Raw genomic sequence first — 17,191 nt, 5'->3', positions numbered from 1 at the left:
TCTAAAATAAATTAGAGGTTTTGAAGTGGTTTCTCCAGGAATCGAACCAGGGACACATGGATTTTCAATCCATTGCTCTACCAACTGAGCTAAGAAACCATTTATGTTTTCGTTTATTACTTCGTTGTTTTAAAGTGATGCAAAAGTATAATATTTTATAATACCACGCAAGTTTTTTGATTAATTTTTTTGAATAAATATGCTGGTATAGCTGGATTGTAGTTTTAATCTATTGTTCGTCAGTATTTTGGTGTATTTATTTTTTTTCTGTTTTTTTTTTGAATATAATGTTCAACGAGCCTTATTAAAAGATTTTCAGCTCTGATATCTAGATTTTTTCTCAAAAAATGTTGTACTTACAAAGGATGGAGCGGAAGATTTTTCTACAGGATTACTTTGGAGTTAAATTGTTGCCCCTTCAAACAATTTTAAACAGACCATAAAATAATCCTGTTTTTAGTTATGAAAAACAGCAAACACTTGATTTATAACACATAATTCACCTAACAAGTGTTAGTCGTACTATTACTACATTTTTTTAAATTTAATAATAAACGCTATTTGTTTTTTGCAAATACATCTATATTTGGTGATATAGAAAGCAAACAATCACAATACATTAACCATTAAAATTTACAATCATGGCAGAAAGAAATTCAAGAGGAATTTTAAAATTCAACAACGGAGAAGGACAAAAGCTATTAAAACTTAACTATAGCGTATCAAGAGCTACAGACGTATCAGGGCGTGTAGCATCAGATCCTTCCAACGCGCTTATCAAAATTACAGTGGAAGCTACTGATAAATCAGACATCCTGGAAAGTTTACTGAACGGAAAGTATAAGCCTACTGTAGGAGAGATTACTTTCAACAAATCTCACGAAGAAGGAACATTAACAACATTGAAGTGGAACAATGGTTATGTAATCCAGCATGAGGTAGATTTCGATGCTGTAGATGACAACAGTATGTATATCAGTTTTGTGGTAAGTGCAGAACAGATAGATCTGGGGAATTCTTCTTACTTCGGAGCATGGCCTTCTTAAGCATATTCAGAATTTAAATATCAGGCAGAATAGTACATCCGTTTCAAGGGAAGCTGTTCTGCCTTTTTTAACCTTATAGAACGACTGTTTATTCCAAATAAAGTTCTGAAAAAAACACCTAATCACTATGAATAAAAATGCCTCGAATTCCGATAAGATTTCTGAGAATCATATTCCCGGAATCAACCGTGTGGTAAAACTGGATATTGTGATTGAAGGCAAAATAATCAAACACTTCAAGCATTTCCGCCTACAGCAAAGTGCGAGACGCCATCACAATTTTGAACTTATTCTGGCCCATGATTCTCTTGGGGAAGCTCAAAACCACACACTGGAACAAGCCCGTCAGTTTTTGGGAAAAAGAATTACCATTGTTTTCAAATATAAAGATTATGAAAGTGAAAGCCCGGAAAGAACTTTTGTAGGAGTAATCACCAAAGCCGCATTCAGCCAGGAAAAAATGAGTCTGGGAAATATTGTCCTGAGAGGCCAAAGCCCTACCATTTTGATGGATGCTGCTCCCCATACTCAAAGTTTTGGAGGTGATCAGACCGTTAATACAGGAATTATTGCCAACAAAATACTTAAAGAAGCTCTGGGAACAGAAAAATTTGATTTCAGAGTAGATACACAGAATAAAAGCTATATCAATTATAGCTCACAATATAACGAGACCCATTATAACTATCTTGCAAGAACAGCCGAAGCCTACGGAGAACAGTTTTACTATGATGGGGAAGTACTTCATTTCGGAAAACTTCCACCTTCGGAAAAACCGATCAAGCTTGTTTATGGAAGCAATGCTACAGATGTTCAGGTAGAACTGAATGCTGTTCATACCAATCCTCAGTTTTTTGGATATAACAGCAGCAGTCATACTAAAATGGAGGGCTCAGAAAATAATATCAGGCATCTGGGAGAAATCCCTTCAAAAGCTTATGAGCTTAACAATACCATCTTTAAAACACCTTCTCTGTCTCCCGTACCTATCAATGCCAATATGTTTGTGGATGTAAGCGATTCTCAGAAAAGTGCTGCCGGAAGTGCTGCTGTGGAAGTATTTACAGTGGCAGGAAATACTACGGTTCCTTTTCTGTATCCAGGTTGCCTTGCTGATATGGAAATGCGAAAGCCTGACACCAGCCAGACTTCTTATTTTACAAAACTTACTATTACGGAGGTGACTCATGAAGTCAACGCCAGAGGATATTATAACGGTAGTTTTGAAGCGATTGCTGAAGGAACAGGTTTTATGCCAAAACCGGATTTTATACAACCCAAGGCCGAGCCACAGGTTGCCACTGTTATTTCCAATACAGATCCCCTTAACCAGGGAAGAATACAGGTAAGATTCGACTGGCAGAAAAATCCGGATACCACCCATTTTATCAGAATGATGAGCCCTGATGCAGGAGGTACAGATATGATCACTCAAAACAGAGGTTTTGTAGCTGTGCCGGAAGTAGGAGATCAGGTAATGGTCGGTTTTGAATACCATCATCCCGATTTTCCCTTTGCTATGGGAGGAATGTTCCACGGACAGGTTGCATTGGGAGGAAGTATTAATAATCACCTTAAATCTATTCAGACAAGAAGTGGTAATAAAGTGATTTTTAACGATCAGGAAGGAAGCATCTTTATTGAAGATCCTAGTGGAAATACTTATCTCATGGACGGAAAGGGGAATATTGTGGTGAATGCGCCCAAAAATATCACCTTCACAGCCGGAGAAAATGTGCAGATCAATGCCGGGAAAAACATTATTGCTTCTGCCCAGAGGAATATAAATATTATGGCTGGAGAAGATATCACTGAAACGGCTAATGATGATTATAATCTGATAGCAAGCAATATTATTGAAACCGCAGAGGCTGGCAGAAAATCTACTGCTAAAAATATTACAGAGAATATGGAAGCAGGTTCTTACATCAGTACAAAAGATGCCATTAATGTAGAAAGTGCCAAGGAAGTGCTTATCAATAGTGGTAAACAGGTAAAAATGCAGTAATATGGCAGGCGAAGGCGGAAATATCGTACGAAATGTCTTTGGTAGATCTTACAAGGAAGCAGAGCATATTATGAAAGATGCTTCCAAAGGAACTCTGGATTTTAAATCTCCTCAGGAAAACACCTTTTATGGGAAAAAAGGAGGAAAGAAATTTGATGAATATCAGGAGAAAGAGCAAACAAAGCCATTACAGGTAAAGGCTGTAAAATGCTATGAAGATTTTGCATGTACAAAAGAGATTAAAATTATAGAAAAAGGGAAAAGTTATTTTTTTAAAGCCATTCAATACAACAGAACGCCAACAAAATCAGAATTGAAGAGTCTTAAATGGGCGATACAATATGATGATACCAATATAGCTAATGCACCACAGGTAACGGGTGAAGAGAAGATTTCTTATGCTGTACCGAAGGATAGAAATATTGCTAAATTGAGAGTGTATGCCTTTTTTAAAGAATATAGCCCGAATGTAAAAGCAGAAGTATATTTAATAAAAGAAGAGGTAGTAATAATTATAGGTACTGAGCAGCACTCGACAAATATTGCAAATAAGCTAATGTTTCCCGGGGAAGCAGTCAGAAAAGTTCGTACTAAATATCCTAATTACCCTTTTGTTAAGGTAGCCTTATTTACTGATGGATATTCCGAAAATCAGTTGTCAACAATAACAAATGATTTAATTAAGCATAATAAGAGCTTAACAGTGATAAGAGTTACTACAATAGATGATGTTGTTAATATTATTAATTCTGGAAATAGGGATAGTACAGCTTTTGATAATAAAAGAAGAGTTAAGGAAATTTTTGCATATTCACATGGTTATGTAAGAAATACAACAAATGAAGGAGTAATAGCATTTGGGTACGAAGGTAAAGGCGCTGAGAAGCAGGAACTTGATGCCAAGAGCTTTTCAAAAGTTAATCCAGCTGTTTTTTTAGATGGAAACACATCTGTATTTTATTCTTATGCATGCAGAACTGGTATCGGAACAAGTTCGGAGACAACTACAAATGCTTTTAAAGATAAAAGCTTGGCACAAAAAATGGCTAATCATGGTAAAATAACAGTCTATGGCTATATGAGGAGATCACTATATGAAGATGCATGGGGAACACAGAATCATAGGGATACTTATGCTTCTGATCATGATGAGGGAGGTTCAACTTGGGAAAATTTTAAAACAGATTTAAAAGATACATATCAGTCGGATCCAAATGATATGGATACTTACAATAAATACAGGAAAAAAGAAATAAAATTAGATAAAGCAATCTGGAACCCGGATGGAGCATATTTGGATGTAAAAGCAGGTACCTGGCCGGTAGGTGTCCCAGCAACTTATGAAAAATTTTTACCAAAATAATATTATGAAAATAAAAACTCTTCTCACATTAATTTTTACAACTCTAATCTTAATAAGCTGTAATAAAAGTAAGGATCTGGGTGGATATAGAGAAAATTATAGTTTAGAAAATGACTCTATCACTAGTGATACAATTGCATTTAAAAATTTTGTAGGAGAAATTCCCCAATTATTTAATAAAAATGTACATCAACTTAGCAAGAAAATAACCTTTAAAATAAACCATTCAGATGGTATTGATCTGAAAGGAAATAAGATATTAATCAGTTTGGAAAATGAAAACATTTATTTTGGAGATTATAATCAGGATATAACAGTCAATGTTGGCTATGATCAACCCTATTATGCAAGTTTAAGGTTTTATATTATAAGTGATAAAAATAAAACCATTAATAAATTTACTTCAGATCTTCATTATCCAATTTTTAAAAAACAATATGATGAAATAGATGTTAAGCTTCTATCTGACTCAAAAAAGATATATAATGATTTAGAAACATCTTATGAAATAACTAATATTCCAGATGAAATAGCTGAAAAGAAATAGAATGATAATTGATAAAAGATCTAAGATAGCCATCGGAATTATAGTGTTTCTTGAGCTTCTATTTTTAGCAAGAGCGTATATTATTCATTCCTTTTATAAAAATGATGAATTGTATGGAGATGGTATTCCTGATATTGCTAAATATGATAAAGAATTTTTATCAACAGTGATATATTCTGTTTTGATAATGTTTTTTTATCAGTTATAAGTATTCTAATTTTTAAAAGAAAGCAAAAATGATATTAATATAAAGATGAAAAAAGCAGAGAAGATCATCTTCGTAATATGGGCAGAAGAAGGCCGGGAGAATATTAAATGATTAACGATTAAACCTAATAGGGATTACAAAAAAATGAAGTATTTGCAATCTATAAAAATGATCACGATAGTATGCTTTCTTTTAATAGCCTTGAGCTGTGACAAGAAACATAATGACTTTATTCCTCTTGAGCATATGACTTTTACCAATGCTTATTATAAAAATGCGGTCAAGATTTCATACTATATTCTTGTAGACAATCCGGAACCTACTGAAAATGTTCTGAAAAAAGAAATTATAAAGTATGTAGAAAACAGATTGAAAAGCAATAAAGTTCTTACAAAGCCGGAAACCTCCTCACTCAACTTTGTTTTTTACAGAAAAACGGATAATACTTCATATTTTATAACCAATAAAGAAAGTGCCGGAGAGCTGTTAGGAGAAGAAATGTCACATTATCAGCAGGATTTTATAGCCAATTATGTGGTAAGCAAATGTGGAAAAGGAACAATAGAGAAAATATACCTCTACAATCTGCCGGAAGAGACGGTGGCAAATAAAAACTGTGATAAATAGTGTCGTGTATTTTTTCTAAATAATAATCCCATATGGTAGAAACAAGAGTAAAGCCTTTTCAGAAATATACATCAGGAATCCATCATTATCAGGTGGAAAATGCTCTTGAAATACAGTTTGGAGAAACAAAAGGATTTTATTCATCTTTTAACATTACCCTTCAGGAAAAGGTAAATGAAGATCTCACCAAAAGCTGGCTGATAGAAAAAGTAGAAGATTCCCCTTTTCCATCAGAAAATAAATTCATGGAAATCCTGTATGTGCTGGAAAAAAGCTCTTATCCTTTGGAAATACAGGTAGATGAAAAAGGGAACTTTCTAGGCGCTGCAGATCATCAGAAAAATATAGAAAACTGGAAACTCAAAACATCAAACCTTCAGGAAAAGTATCAAAATGTAGAGGTTTTCAGAAGTCAATACTTATCAGCGCTTGAAGATGAAGCCGGTTTTTATAAAAATAAGCTCAAAGAACCCTTTTGGAATCTTCTTTTGTTTGCTCCTTATTATGTAGACAACGGAGGAAAAAATGAAGAATCCATGGTATGGAATATCAAAGGAATCGGAGATGTAGAATGCCACGGAATTATCAGTGCAGAGCAAAGGGAATATGGCTTTGAGGCTTTCTTTGCTTCTGAAATTAAAATTCCGGAAACAATAAAAAAAGAATTAGATACAAAATACCTGTATCAGGCAGGGCAGTATCACATAAGATTGCATATAGAAATGGAATATAATTCTCACAAAAAACAGTATTCCAAAAAGAAAGCTGACTTTATATTGTCAGATGGAGAAAAAACAGTATACCGGGAAACGATCACAATGACTTAAACTTTATGAACAAATGACATGGCGGATAAAGGATACATCATTATAGAAGGAGCCACTGCGTACTGCAGCAGTTCTGTAACCAACAACTCCAATGGGACAGCCGTTCCCATGGAAGTAAAAAGCCAGAAAAAAAAGCTGGGCAAAAACAAATATTTTGCACAGAATAAACCTGTAGCTACCTATCTTGATGATAAAGCAGACAGTTTCGGAGGGGGAAACGGATTCGGAAACTGTAAAGGATCAGATGGGAAAACCTATCCATGCAAAGGCAAGTGTAATATCAAATATAAAGACTATTACGAAAATGTAGAATTCAACAAGAGTATGAAAATCCTGTTGGATGCTTCTACTGGAAACTGTCCGGGATATGGTGTTCCGGGAACTATCGCTTTTGCAACCACCGGGCAGGCCAACAATGTTTCACAGATCGATGTGAAAGAAGCCGATGAGTTTTCCGTAGCCAATACTTCCCCGCAATGGCCTTCATCTTCCGCTTCTGAGGCAAGTATAGCAGTATCATCAATTTCAATGATAAGACCGATACCAACGGATAAACTTAATGGTACTTACTATTATATCAAAGGAATGAATGGCCCGCTTCTTCCTATTATGAATCCTTTTGGCGGAGATAATCTTGATCTGAAAGCTCTGTTCAAAGGCGATGAGAAGAAAATTATCTGGGCACTTTTTAAAGGAGAAGGAACAAAAGATAAAATAAAAACATTTATCGGATTGGGAAGCAATTTCAGTCAATCCATGAGTAAAATATTCGACGGACTTACAGAAGGGAAGTACAGACTGGAAGCTTATGGTAAAAAAGCAGGTGATGCCAAATGCTCTCTCAATGTGGAAGTCGTACAGGATTTTGTAAAGAAAATTGTCAGTCCGGGTTCTTCAACTTTAATTAATATTCCTCTGCCGCTATCCATTGAACGTAAGCTCAACAGTACAACAGATCAGGCAAAAATATTAAACAGAGGATTCTTTATGCCGGTAAATACTGTTCACTGGACTGTAAAACAAGGAACAGCAGTACTGTATAACAGTTCTTCCGGAGCTTCTTCTTCACATCTTGTTTCCGTTACAGGTGCAGGTGATCGTGTTATTCTCACTTTTAAAAATGCAGGTAAATATACAGTTGAAGCCTTTACAGATCCTACCGACCCCAAGCCGCAGTCTGTAGAAATTAAAATCGAAAACAGTCTGGGAGTAATGGGAGTCAAAGGAGAACCTGGTTTGGTGAGATTCAGTGATACTATCAAAGTGCAGGCTTCGAAGTTTAATGTTAATTATATGCCTTCAGGGACTTCTGTATATTGGTATCTTAAAAAAGAAGGAGTAGGAAGAGTTGCTTTATTTGAAAATTCACCTTCTTTCAAAACAGGAACAATTAATAAAAAAGTAGCTGAATTGCTTTATAATGATGCAAAACTGGCCAGTAATCAATATTTTGGAAAATATATACTTGAAGCCTATGCTAATCCGTTAGGAACTGGAAAACAGCCCGGATTTTCCGGATCAGACTGTTTTAATTTTGAGGTGATTCAAAATGTCATAGATAAATTTACCCTTCCGGCTGCCAATATTCCGAAAGGAACAAAAATAAAATATACAGCAACGGCAAGAATTGCTACGCTGGCAGGCAATGAAGCCATCAAAATAGAAGTTCCGGATAAAGTGACCAATAACGGAGACGGAACCATTACATTCAATGATCTCGGAGAATATACTATTTCGGCTTATTTAACAGGAGATTATACTGATGGAAAGAAAATAGAAGCGAAAGTAAAAGTTTCTGAACCTGCTGTAAAAAGAGCACTTTGGGCCTATGGAACTGGTGTGAAACGTACTGAAACCGGATTTGGAGAAGAAACGTATGGATTTATTGAGATTGATGGACTTCAGAATCAGGCTTTAAAAGTAAAAATCTGGGTAAAAGGTGAAGGTGATGATTTCTATAAAGAGAAAGACAAATACATGCTGGAGGAGAAAACAGTTACGTTGAACAATGAAGGCAAAGCTTCTTTCCTTATTACCACCAATGATGATTATAAGAAAAAATTGCTGGCGGCTATACCAAAAACAACAGAAAATCCCAATCCGTCATACCGAATCGTATTTACGGTAGAGCTTCAGGCAAGCTCATCTGGAGATATTGTGCTTCCAGGTAATATTACCATTCAGGGAACGAAACCTGTGGTGGTAGACAGTGCTACAACTTATCTGGAAGTTTTAGATTCCAATGAAGAACTGGTCATCACTTCCGAGCAGAAAATTGTTTCCATTATGTTCTCTACTGAGGATGGTAAAGATATTCAGCGTATGCAGACTTTCTATGGCAAAACCCATAAACTTTGGGTACATACCGTTAATATGACTGAAGAAGTTCTGAAGATTGATGTTTTGAAGGAGATTCCCAAAGAAGGCTTAAACGAAAAAGATCATATCACCTATACCCACGAAAGTAAGCAAAGTTATAACGAGGAAAAAACAGGTAAAGACGGTCTTTTGGAAGTTTCCTTTACAGCAAAAGAAGAATGGAAAAATCCACCGAAAAACTTTGATTACTACATTGCTCAGGTTTCCCGTCAGGTTCAGGATCCCGCCGATCCCAAAAAGAAAGTCTGGAAAATAGAAAAAAGCCAGTTGACAATCAATAGTACGCTTCCTGCTGATCTTGTCAGAACGGAGGATATGGAAAAACTGGGAATTAAAGCGTATAAAAAAGATGGAACAGCATTTACTCAGCAAGAGATGTTGGAGTTGCGTAAGCAATTTATTTTCTACGAGAGTGGTTGTCTCAAAGTATCTCAGAAAGAGACACCGGAGGCTATTGAGAATGATGTGATGCCTGTGGTTGTGGAAATGGCGGAGGTGAGAAAACAGAAAACATGTTATTGTAATCGTGATTTTACTGAAAGTGAAATCAAAAGTTTGGTAAAACATATGCGTGGTAAAGAAGAAATATGGGAATCTACAGACATGGATCGTGAAAGTTTTGCAGATTTAACAATGGAGTTGAATGCTATGTTTAGAAAATATGATATTAATAAATGCATTCAAAAAATAGCATTTTTAGCAAATGTTTATTCTGAAACCAGTTTTTTTAGAACAGCAGGAGAAGAATCAAGTTCTCATGCCTCTAGTGGCTACAAGTATAAAGGTCGTGGAATACAGCAGCTTACTGGGGATGGGAGTGATCCTGTTGCATATAAAGATTATGATGAAAAAGTTCCTGAAGATATTGTTACATATCCTGAATTGGTGGCTACTAAGCTTTATTTAGCGGTAGACAGTGGTGGTTGGTTTTGGTCAGTTTATAAAAAAATACCAAATTGGAAGGAAAATCCTAATAAAGACTATTCGCAAGCAGAAAAGGATGCAATGAAGTTTAAAAGAGAATATTTTAGTAAAGCGCTTGGGAAAACATTAAATGAAACTGCATTATTAATGGAGGATGAGGAAGAACGTTATTATTTTTTAATTTGTAAAGTATTAAACGGCTATACCTTGACTCATAAATTAGAAGTAAATCCTAATGGATGGGAACATAGAAAACAAGGTCTTTCCAATCTTAAAGCATGGTTTAAATACGATAAAAAAGTCTGCGATGGAGAAGCTGTGGCAATGCCAAATCTTGAAGGAAGAGCGCCATGGATGGAACTGGTTTGGAAAGAAGAAGCAAGGAATCTAGTAGAAACCGGAACCAATAAAGAAATTCAGAAGTTTTTTGATGGAACTCCTTATGAAAATGCAATGAAAAATGGTACAGAAAATGAAACAACTATTGCATGGTGTGCGGCTTTTGTCAACTGGATTATGAAACATTACGGTTACGAAGGAGTTACTACTGATAAAGGATATGATGCTGTGAGAGCATTAAAATGGGCAACATGGGCAGAAGGAAAAGACCTGAAAAAACCTGTTTATGGAGCAATTGCTGTGAAAACAAGAACCGGAGGAGGGCATGTAGGTTTTGTTGCTGGAAAAAAAGGAAATAAAGTCGTTATTTTAGGGGGTAATCAATCGCAGAAATTGTATTGTGTAGCATATGAGATTTCTGATTATTATGCCTATGTAGTCCCTACAAATTACGAAATTACAGACGCAGATTATAATTTACCGGAATATAAAGGAAATCCTGGTGCAAAAGGATCTGAACTTTAAAATATAAAAAGAAAATGAAACATAGAATTTTAATGAGCCTGCTTTTTATTTCTTCTGCTTTAGTATCATGTCAGGATAAAAAGGCTGAAAATAAAAAGAATGTGGCAACTATTACAGAAAGTTCTGCAGGTCTGCAATTTAATCAAGATGTTAATACTATGCTAAAAAAACAGTTAGAATATGGAAAACCTTCTTTTGATAATCCATACCAGTATTCCGATAAAGATTTGGAAGTAGCAACTCCAATATTGAATCAATTACTTTTAGATAATGGTTATAAAGCTATCAGCAATGAAGAGTTTAGTAATAAAATAAAACAGATTTTTAACCGGATTATTGATAAGAACTCAACCAGTAAATTTCTGTATATCAATTTAATTGATAAGTGTGATAAGGAGTTGAATTTTTTTCCAAATAACGCAGAGAATAATGGGGTATTTGTAGTTAAAAATCAGAACTTCATTACTGATCTTTATCCACTTCCCTTGATTATTGATTATCAAAAAACATATAGTGAAGCAGCTCAGGAAGAAAATTCGGCTTCAAAAAACTATAAAGATGCCAACGGAAATGAAGTTAAGAAATATTTATGGAAAGATATGTCCAATCTGAAGGAGCAGAGAAAGAAGAATATACAAACATTAGTTGCACGTAACCTCTATTTGTTTAATGATAATAAGGCTCAATACAAATGGCTTACCCTTAATGATTCCTATTTTATGGAGGCTTTAGTAAAAACTTTTGGCTACACTCAGGATATTGATTTATTGAAGTGGGTTATTGAAAGAACAAAATTTGATAAAAAAGACCCGTCTGATTATGGGAAATTGTTTTGGGTAAAGCAATGTGATGAAACAGTAAAAATACATGCTAATACTTTTAAAATTTTACAAAAATTATATCTTCCTACTGATCCGTCAGAAAATAGATTTATCTTGGATAATATAAAAAATTATCTTGAATATTTTGCTGATTTTAATAACAAAGAAACTGGTGTTTCGAAGGAGGATAAGGTGAAAATACTTGCAAATATTGTTTATTTTGGTGAACAATATAAGTATGACAAAAGATTTGTTTCAGGATACGGAGACAACTCTAAATTGATGGGGAGGTTACGCTTCTTTTTAGATAAGGAGGAAGTAAATATTTTACAGAAAAATAATTATTTTAACCTTCCAAAATTTAAAGAATGGTGGGATAATGCAGACTATGATGAATATTTTGTTGAAGAATGTGAATACAATGGAACATGTGGCCCGGATAATCAACCGATGAATATTACAGATTGGCGAAAACAACATCCTAAAAAATAATATATCAAGCACAGTCAGAAATGAGTGTGCTTTTTATAAAAGTTTCTAATCCTTTAGAATTTAAAAAGCCAGCTATTATTTAAAGTAGCTGGCTTGTTATTTTTAAATGATCATTCTAAGGAAGTGTAGAAAAATTAATATTTGGAGCTGATGTAGGTGCACTAACAGAAAACTGTGTGCCGGGAGCAACGACTGTATTAAAGAACCCTCCATTTTGCAAAAAGAAAGCGTTACCATTGGTGCCTCCTATGGCATCTATTCTTTGTTGGGCATTATAAGTGTTATCCACACTGAACTTTGCTCCGGAAATGGCAAACCAATTGCCGTCTGAAGTTTTTACCCATTGATTTTTGAATTCTGCTTTTCTGCCCTGATATCCATTTTCGGGATTGAAATTTTCAACAAAACTATAGAAGCTTTTAAGATAAGTACTGGTTTGAGGCCGTTTCCAGCTGGCTATCAGCTTCCATGTCGTAGAATCCGGAGATAAAAACCAGGCTGTAAAATCTGTTTTTCCGGTTCCATCAGGTTCACCTTTTAATAAAAATTTATAGGTTTGTCCTGCGCTCCAGTTGTATTTGTAGTAGCTTTGCCCGCCCGAGCCTTCATTGCCGAATTCTCCGATTGTTACTCCGGTTCCGGCTCTGTTCAGAATGATTTTGTGATCAGGAGGAATATTATTCGGATCATCCGTCTCAAATGGGCTCCATACTGAGAATAAAATCCTTCTTTCCGTAGCAGAATTAACCTGCATTCCAAAATAGCCCGCACTAAAGCCATTGGCCATAAAATAAGAGCCAATTTTATCTTCTCCCACAGGGACTGTTACTTCGTTGTAATAGTAGCTGACATTACTCGTAGTAGGAATCATATAATTCAGGTGGCAGGAAGGCCCTCTGCGTGCCCAGTAATAATAAGATGGATCATTGCTGTAAATATTGGTTCCTGTAGAAGCTGCTCCCCTGAAAGTAACACCTGTTACATCAGCAAAATATCCTCCGGTTTTAGAGACTCCCTGAAGATCAACTTTTACATAACCCGGAGAAGAAATAGTAAAATCTCCCACGGTGTAATCCTTAGAAGTAGATCCGGTTAAAGTAACATTTTTGGAGGTGTTGCCTACTGTTACCTTTACAACACTTGTACCTGAAGGAACAGAAGCTTTTAATCCAATGTTTAATGTTCCGGTATTACTCACCCTGAAATAAGTACTTATAACACTATTGGAGTTGGTCCAGTTACCCAGGTTAGTGGAAGTAATAACTTCACTGGCTCCCGAAGGCTTTACTGTTAAAAAAGAATTTCCGGCAATTGGCACGGTGAAGGATGAAGTTTTATTTACAGCTGAGGTGTTTTTTTGTTTTGTAACAGTATCCTCTGTTGCCATAGTGTTTTCTGCACATGATTGAAAAATGAGCAGAGCAGCAATACCCCAAAAGGTATTGGCTAATAATTTTACTTCCATAGTTTATTTGTAATTAGGTTTGTTCTACTAAATTAAGTCTTACCTGTCAAATAAAAAATTAATTCCCAAACTTTTGATTAATTTTTTGTTTTAAATCAAATATGGAAAAATGTATTGTGCTTTTATATCCGTTTAGCAATATGTCTGAAGTAAGAATGAGAGAAAGGAGCTGAATGTAAAAAACAAAAAAACCTCTAAACTGAATTAGAGGTTTTAAAGTGGTTTCTCCAGGAATCGAACCAGGGACACATGGATTTTCAATCCATTGCTCTACCAACTGAGCTAAGAAACCATTATATTTTTGTTTGACTTACTTCGTTGTTTTAAAGTGATGCAAAAGTAGTAAGTTTTAGTATACAAAGCAAGTATTCATCGTACTTTTTTTGAATAAAATTAAAAACTTACTGATTATCAGTCGGATTATTTTCCTGCTCCTTTCTGATCTGCTCGCTCATCTCTTCCAATACCGGTTTGATCGTGTTTTCCGGAAGATCACTGATTCTGATATACATCAATCCATCGATCGCATCATTAAAGTTTGGATCCACGTTAAAAGCAATTACTTTAGCATTTTGTTTGATGTATTTTTTGATCAATACAGGAAGTCTCAATTCAGGCTCAAGGTCATCAATAATCTTGTCCAGTTTATTAAGATCAGACTCCATTTCCTCAAAGAAAATGTTTTTATCCCTGTCGCGAAGCTTTACTTTGTATTCATTCCTTGGAGTGATATACTGAGCTACTGCGGAATCAAAATAATTTGAACGCATAAATTCAATCATCAATGATTTCGAGAACTCTGAGAATTTATTCGAGATACTCACCCCACCCATAAGGAATTTATGATCAGGATTTCTCAGACATACATGCACAATTCCTCTCCATAAAAGGAAGAGTGGAAGTGGTTTCTGCTGATATTCCTGACAGATGTAAGCACGACCCATTTCAATTACCTTTTTGAAGAAAGGATGGATGTCCTGTTCAAACTCAAATAAAGAGCTTGTATAGAAGCCTTTGATACCATATTTCTTCATTACCTCTCTACCCAATGCCATTCTGTAAGCACCAGCCAGCTTTTTCTCACCATTGTCCCAAAGGAACAGATGATGGTAATGTTTATCATACTCATCAAGGTCAAAAGGAAGATTACTTCCTTCACCTACCGCACGGAAAGTAAGTTCTCTCTGACGTCCGATTTCCCTCATAATAGAAGGAATTTCCTCGTAAGTCGTAAAGTAGATTTCGTAATTTCCGTTACTGAAAAGCATTTTATCAGTTCCTCTCAATTTATCGACATCTTTAATAATATCTTCCAGAGGGGTTTCATCAATGATGTTCTGAACAATATTCTCTTCTTTTAATAAAGGGAACTTAACAGATAAGTTCTGAAGATTGATGCTTTGGGCAAGGGATTTTCTCTTTTCATAGTAAGATTTCATCATATAAACCTTACGTTTTAAAAACTCTCCCAATTCCTCAATCGTTTCCATCTCGTCCATTGCCTTTACGGTAATTGGGCGTCCAATTCTGATTCTGATAGGTTTTTCCCTGTCATTCATCATTTCTGCAGGAAGCATCAGAGTCTGCAAATTCGGGTGAAGCTTAGCCACCTGATAAAAAAGTCTGCTGTTCTTAGCATGGAAATACATAGGAACTACCGGCACTTTAGCCATTCTGATAAGCTTAAGTGCCGTTTTTTCCCATTCCTTATCTAAAATTTCTCCGTAAGGATTGTTCTTGTTGGAAACTTCTCCTGCCGGGAAAATACCTACACAGCCTCCATTTTGTAAATGCTTGAGGGTTTCACGCATTCCCGAAGAGCTGCTGTAAGCGTCTTTTCTGTTTTCAAAAGGATTTACAGCGATTACGTATGGTTCCATAGGTTTGATCTTCTCCAAAAGGAAATTTCCCATTACCTTAAAATCCGGACGAACCTCTGATAAGACCTTGCACATCAGAATCCCGTCAATAGCACCCAGCGGGTGATTGGAAACCAAAACAAATGGTCCAGTTTTCGGAATCTTTGCCAGATCCTCTTCAAAAGCTACATAGCTTAGGTTTCTTTCTCTCACAAATGAGTCGAAAAAGTCTTTGCCTTCCTTGTCTTTTAATTTATCGTATAATTTATTTACTTCGTTTATTTTAGCAATGCTCATCACAGCAGATGCTACCGGGTTCTTGAGGAACCCAAGTTTACTTAAGCCGGAAGCTTTGATCAGATCGTTTTTCGAAATTAAACTCATGTGTGTTTAGTCGCAATTAATATTATTGTGTTACCATTTGAAGAGTATTCTTGGAGATTTGTTCCAATAATACATTTTTTTCATGGTAAAATTTATCAATGTGATCCTTCTTCGCATTTCTTACTGTGAATAAAGATACATTTTTAATTGCTTCGGTTTTAAAAATTTTTTGAAGCTCTTCGTTGAGCTCATCAATATGATTAAATTTATCCTCAAGGCACAGTGCCAAAGAGATTGCAGAATTCTGCATCAGGGAAACTTTGATCTTGTATTTAGATAAATATCCAAAAATCAGGCTCATATGATCTTCTGCAATAAAAGAGAAGTCTCTGGTTGAGATTTTCAAAAGATCCTGGTTTTCTTTCAGAATGTAAGATTCTTCCTGTTGGTTTTTGTCAGAAGCACCTACTTTTGTTCCTTCTTTAGTAGGATCTACAAAAGATTTTACATAAAAAGGAATATTTTTTTGTTGAAGTGGCTGTAATGTTTTTGGGTGAATGACACTTGCTCCATAATAAGCCATTTCAATAGCTTCCTCATAAGAAATGTTGGAAAGAAGAGTTACATCACTGAACTTTCTTGGATCTCCGGTCATTACTCCAGGTACATCTTTCCAGATCGTCATTGCTTCAGCATTTAAGCAATATGCAAAAATAGCAGCAGAATAGTCAGAACCCTCTCTTCCTAACGTTACCGTAAAATTATTGTCGTCAGAACCGATGAATCCCTGAGTTACGTAGCATATTTCAGGATTAAGATGAGAAATAAATTCTTCTGTTCTTGTCCAGTCTACCGTACCTTCTCTGTAAGAATTATCCGTTTTTACATAATCTCTGGCATCCAGCCACTGATTTGTAAATTGGATCTCATTCAGATACTCACTCACGATTTTAGTAGAAATCATTTCTCCACAGCTTACCACCTGATCGTATACGAAGTTGTAATTAGGAGATTTATTTCTTCTTAAAAAAGAATCAATATCATCAAAAAAGAGATTGATTTCAGCAAAAACCGCATGATTTTCAGGAAAAAGTCCTTCCGCAATTTCCATGTGTTTTCGTTTTATCTTTTCAATCTCAGCTTGATAGTTATCTTTTTTGAAATAAAGTTCTACAACTTTTTCCAACTCATTTGTCGTCTTGCCCATTGCTGAAATTACCAGCAAACATTTGGCAAATCCCTGGCTTTTTAGAACCATGGACACGTTTTTTACACTGTCAGCATCTTTTACCGATGCTCCACCAAACTTGAAAATTTTCATTAAATTGTTAAAAATAAAATTGTTAGATAAAAAATTACATGAGTTTTTTACGGACGTCAAAATTATAAATTTACAACGAGATATGAAATAGCCTAGCGAGGAGATAGAATTAAGAT

12 protein-coding genes and 2 tRNA genes are annotated in these 17,191 nt (G+C 35.3%); 9 read left to right on the top strand and 5 right to left on the bottom strand.

Annotated elements, in window-relative coordinates:
• Positions 1-26 precede the first annotated feature (26 nt).
• Positions 27-99: transfer RNA gene (locus NK356_RS11455), tRNA-Phe, on the bottom strand.
• A 542-nt stretch (positions 100-641) separates the two neighbouring features.
• Here NK356_RS11455 and tssD point away from each other — a divergent pair.
• The 9 genes from tssD to NK356_RS11410 all read left to right on the top strand — a co-directional run bounded on the left by tssD (position 642) and on the right by NK356_RS11410 (position 12,106).
• Positions 642-1,046: a type VI secretion system tube protein TssD gene (gene tssD, locus NK356_RS11450; RefSeq protein ID WP_034695169.1), complete on the top strand. Its 405-nt coding sequence runs from the start codon at positions 642-644 to the stop codon at positions 1,044-1,046.
• Positions 1,047-1,173: 127 nt separating this feature from the next.
• Positions 1,174-3,054: a type VI secretion system Vgr family protein gene (locus tag NK356_RS11445; protein ID WP_253317014.1), complete on the top strand. Its 1,881-nt coding sequence runs from the start codon at positions 1,174-1,176 to the stop codon at positions 3,052-3,054.
• A gap of 1 nt (position 3,055) precedes the next feature.
• The gene (locus NK356_RS11440; RefSeq protein WP_253317013.1) at positions 3,056-4,417 is read left to right on the top strand and encodes a hypothetical protein; all 1,362 of its coding nucleotides are present in this window, start codon (positions 3,056-3,058) and stop codon (positions 4,415-4,417) included.
• A gap of 4 nt (positions 4,418-4,421) precedes the next feature.
• On the top strand, positions 4,422-4,964 hold the full coding sequence (locus NK356_RS11435) for a hypothetical protein (RefSeq protein ID WP_034695171.1): 543 nt from the start codon (positions 4,422-4,424) through the stop codon (positions 4,962-4,964).
• Between the two features lies 1 nt (position 4,965).
• Positions 4,966-5,172 (top strand): hypothetical protein, encoded by a 207-nt coding sequence (locus tag NK356_RS11430; protein ID WP_253317012.1) that lies wholly within the window; start codon positions 4,966-4,968, stop codon positions 5,170-5,172.
• A gap of 144 nt (positions 5,173-5,316) precedes the next feature.
• Entirely contained in the window at positions 5,317-5,799 is a 483-nt protein-coding gene (locus NK356_RS11425; protein WP_253317011.1) for a hypothetical protein, read from the top strand.
• 32 nt (positions 5,800-5,831) lie between these two features.
• Positions 5,832-6,626, top strand: a complete 795-nt coding sequence (locus NK356_RS11420) for a hypothetical protein (protein WP_034695178.1) — start codon at positions 5,832-5,834, stop codon at positions 6,624-6,626.
• 18 nt (positions 6,627-6,644) lie between these two features.
• Positions 6,645-10,793, top strand: coding sequence for a TIGR02594 family protein (locus tag NK356_RS11415; RefSeq protein WP_253317010.1), 4,149 nt, complete (start codon positions 6,645-6,647; stop codon positions 10,791-10,793).
• 14 nt (positions 10,794-10,807) lie between these two features.
• Complete coding sequence (locus tag NK356_RS11410) at positions 10,808-12,106, top strand: hypothetical protein (protein WP_253317009.1); 1,299 nt, start codon at positions 10,808-10,810, stop codon at positions 12,104-12,106.
• Between the two features lie 115 nt (positions 12,107-12,221).
• Here NK356_RS11410 and NK356_RS11405 read toward each other — a convergent pair whose 3' ends face one another.
• The 4 genes from NK356_RS11405 to NK356_RS11390 all read right to left on the bottom strand — a co-directional run bounded on the left by NK356_RS11405 (position 12,222) and on the right by NK356_RS11390 (position 17,075).
• Positions 12,222-13,571 carry a DUF3472 domain-containing protein gene (locus tag NK356_RS11405; RefSeq protein ID WP_253317008.1) on the bottom strand — a complete coding sequence of 450 codons (1,350 nt, stop codon included), beginning with the start codon at positions 13,569-13,571 and terminating at the stop codon, positions 12,222-12,224.
• 219 nt (positions 13,572-13,790) lie between these two features.
• A tRNA-Phe gene (locus NK356_RS11400) sits at positions 13,791-13,863 on the bottom strand.
• A gap of 109 nt (positions 13,864-13,972) precedes the next feature.
• Positions 13,973-15,814: a lysophospholipid acyltransferase family protein gene (locus NK356_RS11395; protein ID WP_253317007.1), complete on the bottom strand. Its 1,842-nt coding sequence runs from the start codon at positions 15,812-15,814 to the stop codon at positions 13,973-13,975.
• 22 nt (positions 15,815-15,836) lie between these two features.
• Positions 15,837-17,075 carry an aspartate kinase gene (locus NK356_RS11390; protein WP_253317006.1) on the bottom strand — a complete coding sequence of 413 codons (1,239 nt, stop codon included), beginning with the start codon at positions 17,073-17,075 and terminating at the stop codon, positions 15,837-15,839.
• Positions 17,076-17,191 lie beyond the last annotated feature (116 nt).

It is taken from the genome of Chryseobacterium sp. S0630, assembly GCF_024158915.1.
Taxonomy (GTDB): Bacteria; Bacteroidota; Bacteroidia; order Flavobacteriales; family Weeksellaceae; genus Chryseobacterium.
The sequence above is the reverse complement of the archived record's forward strand: the minus strand, read 5'-3'. Positions and strand labels throughout refer to the sequence as shown.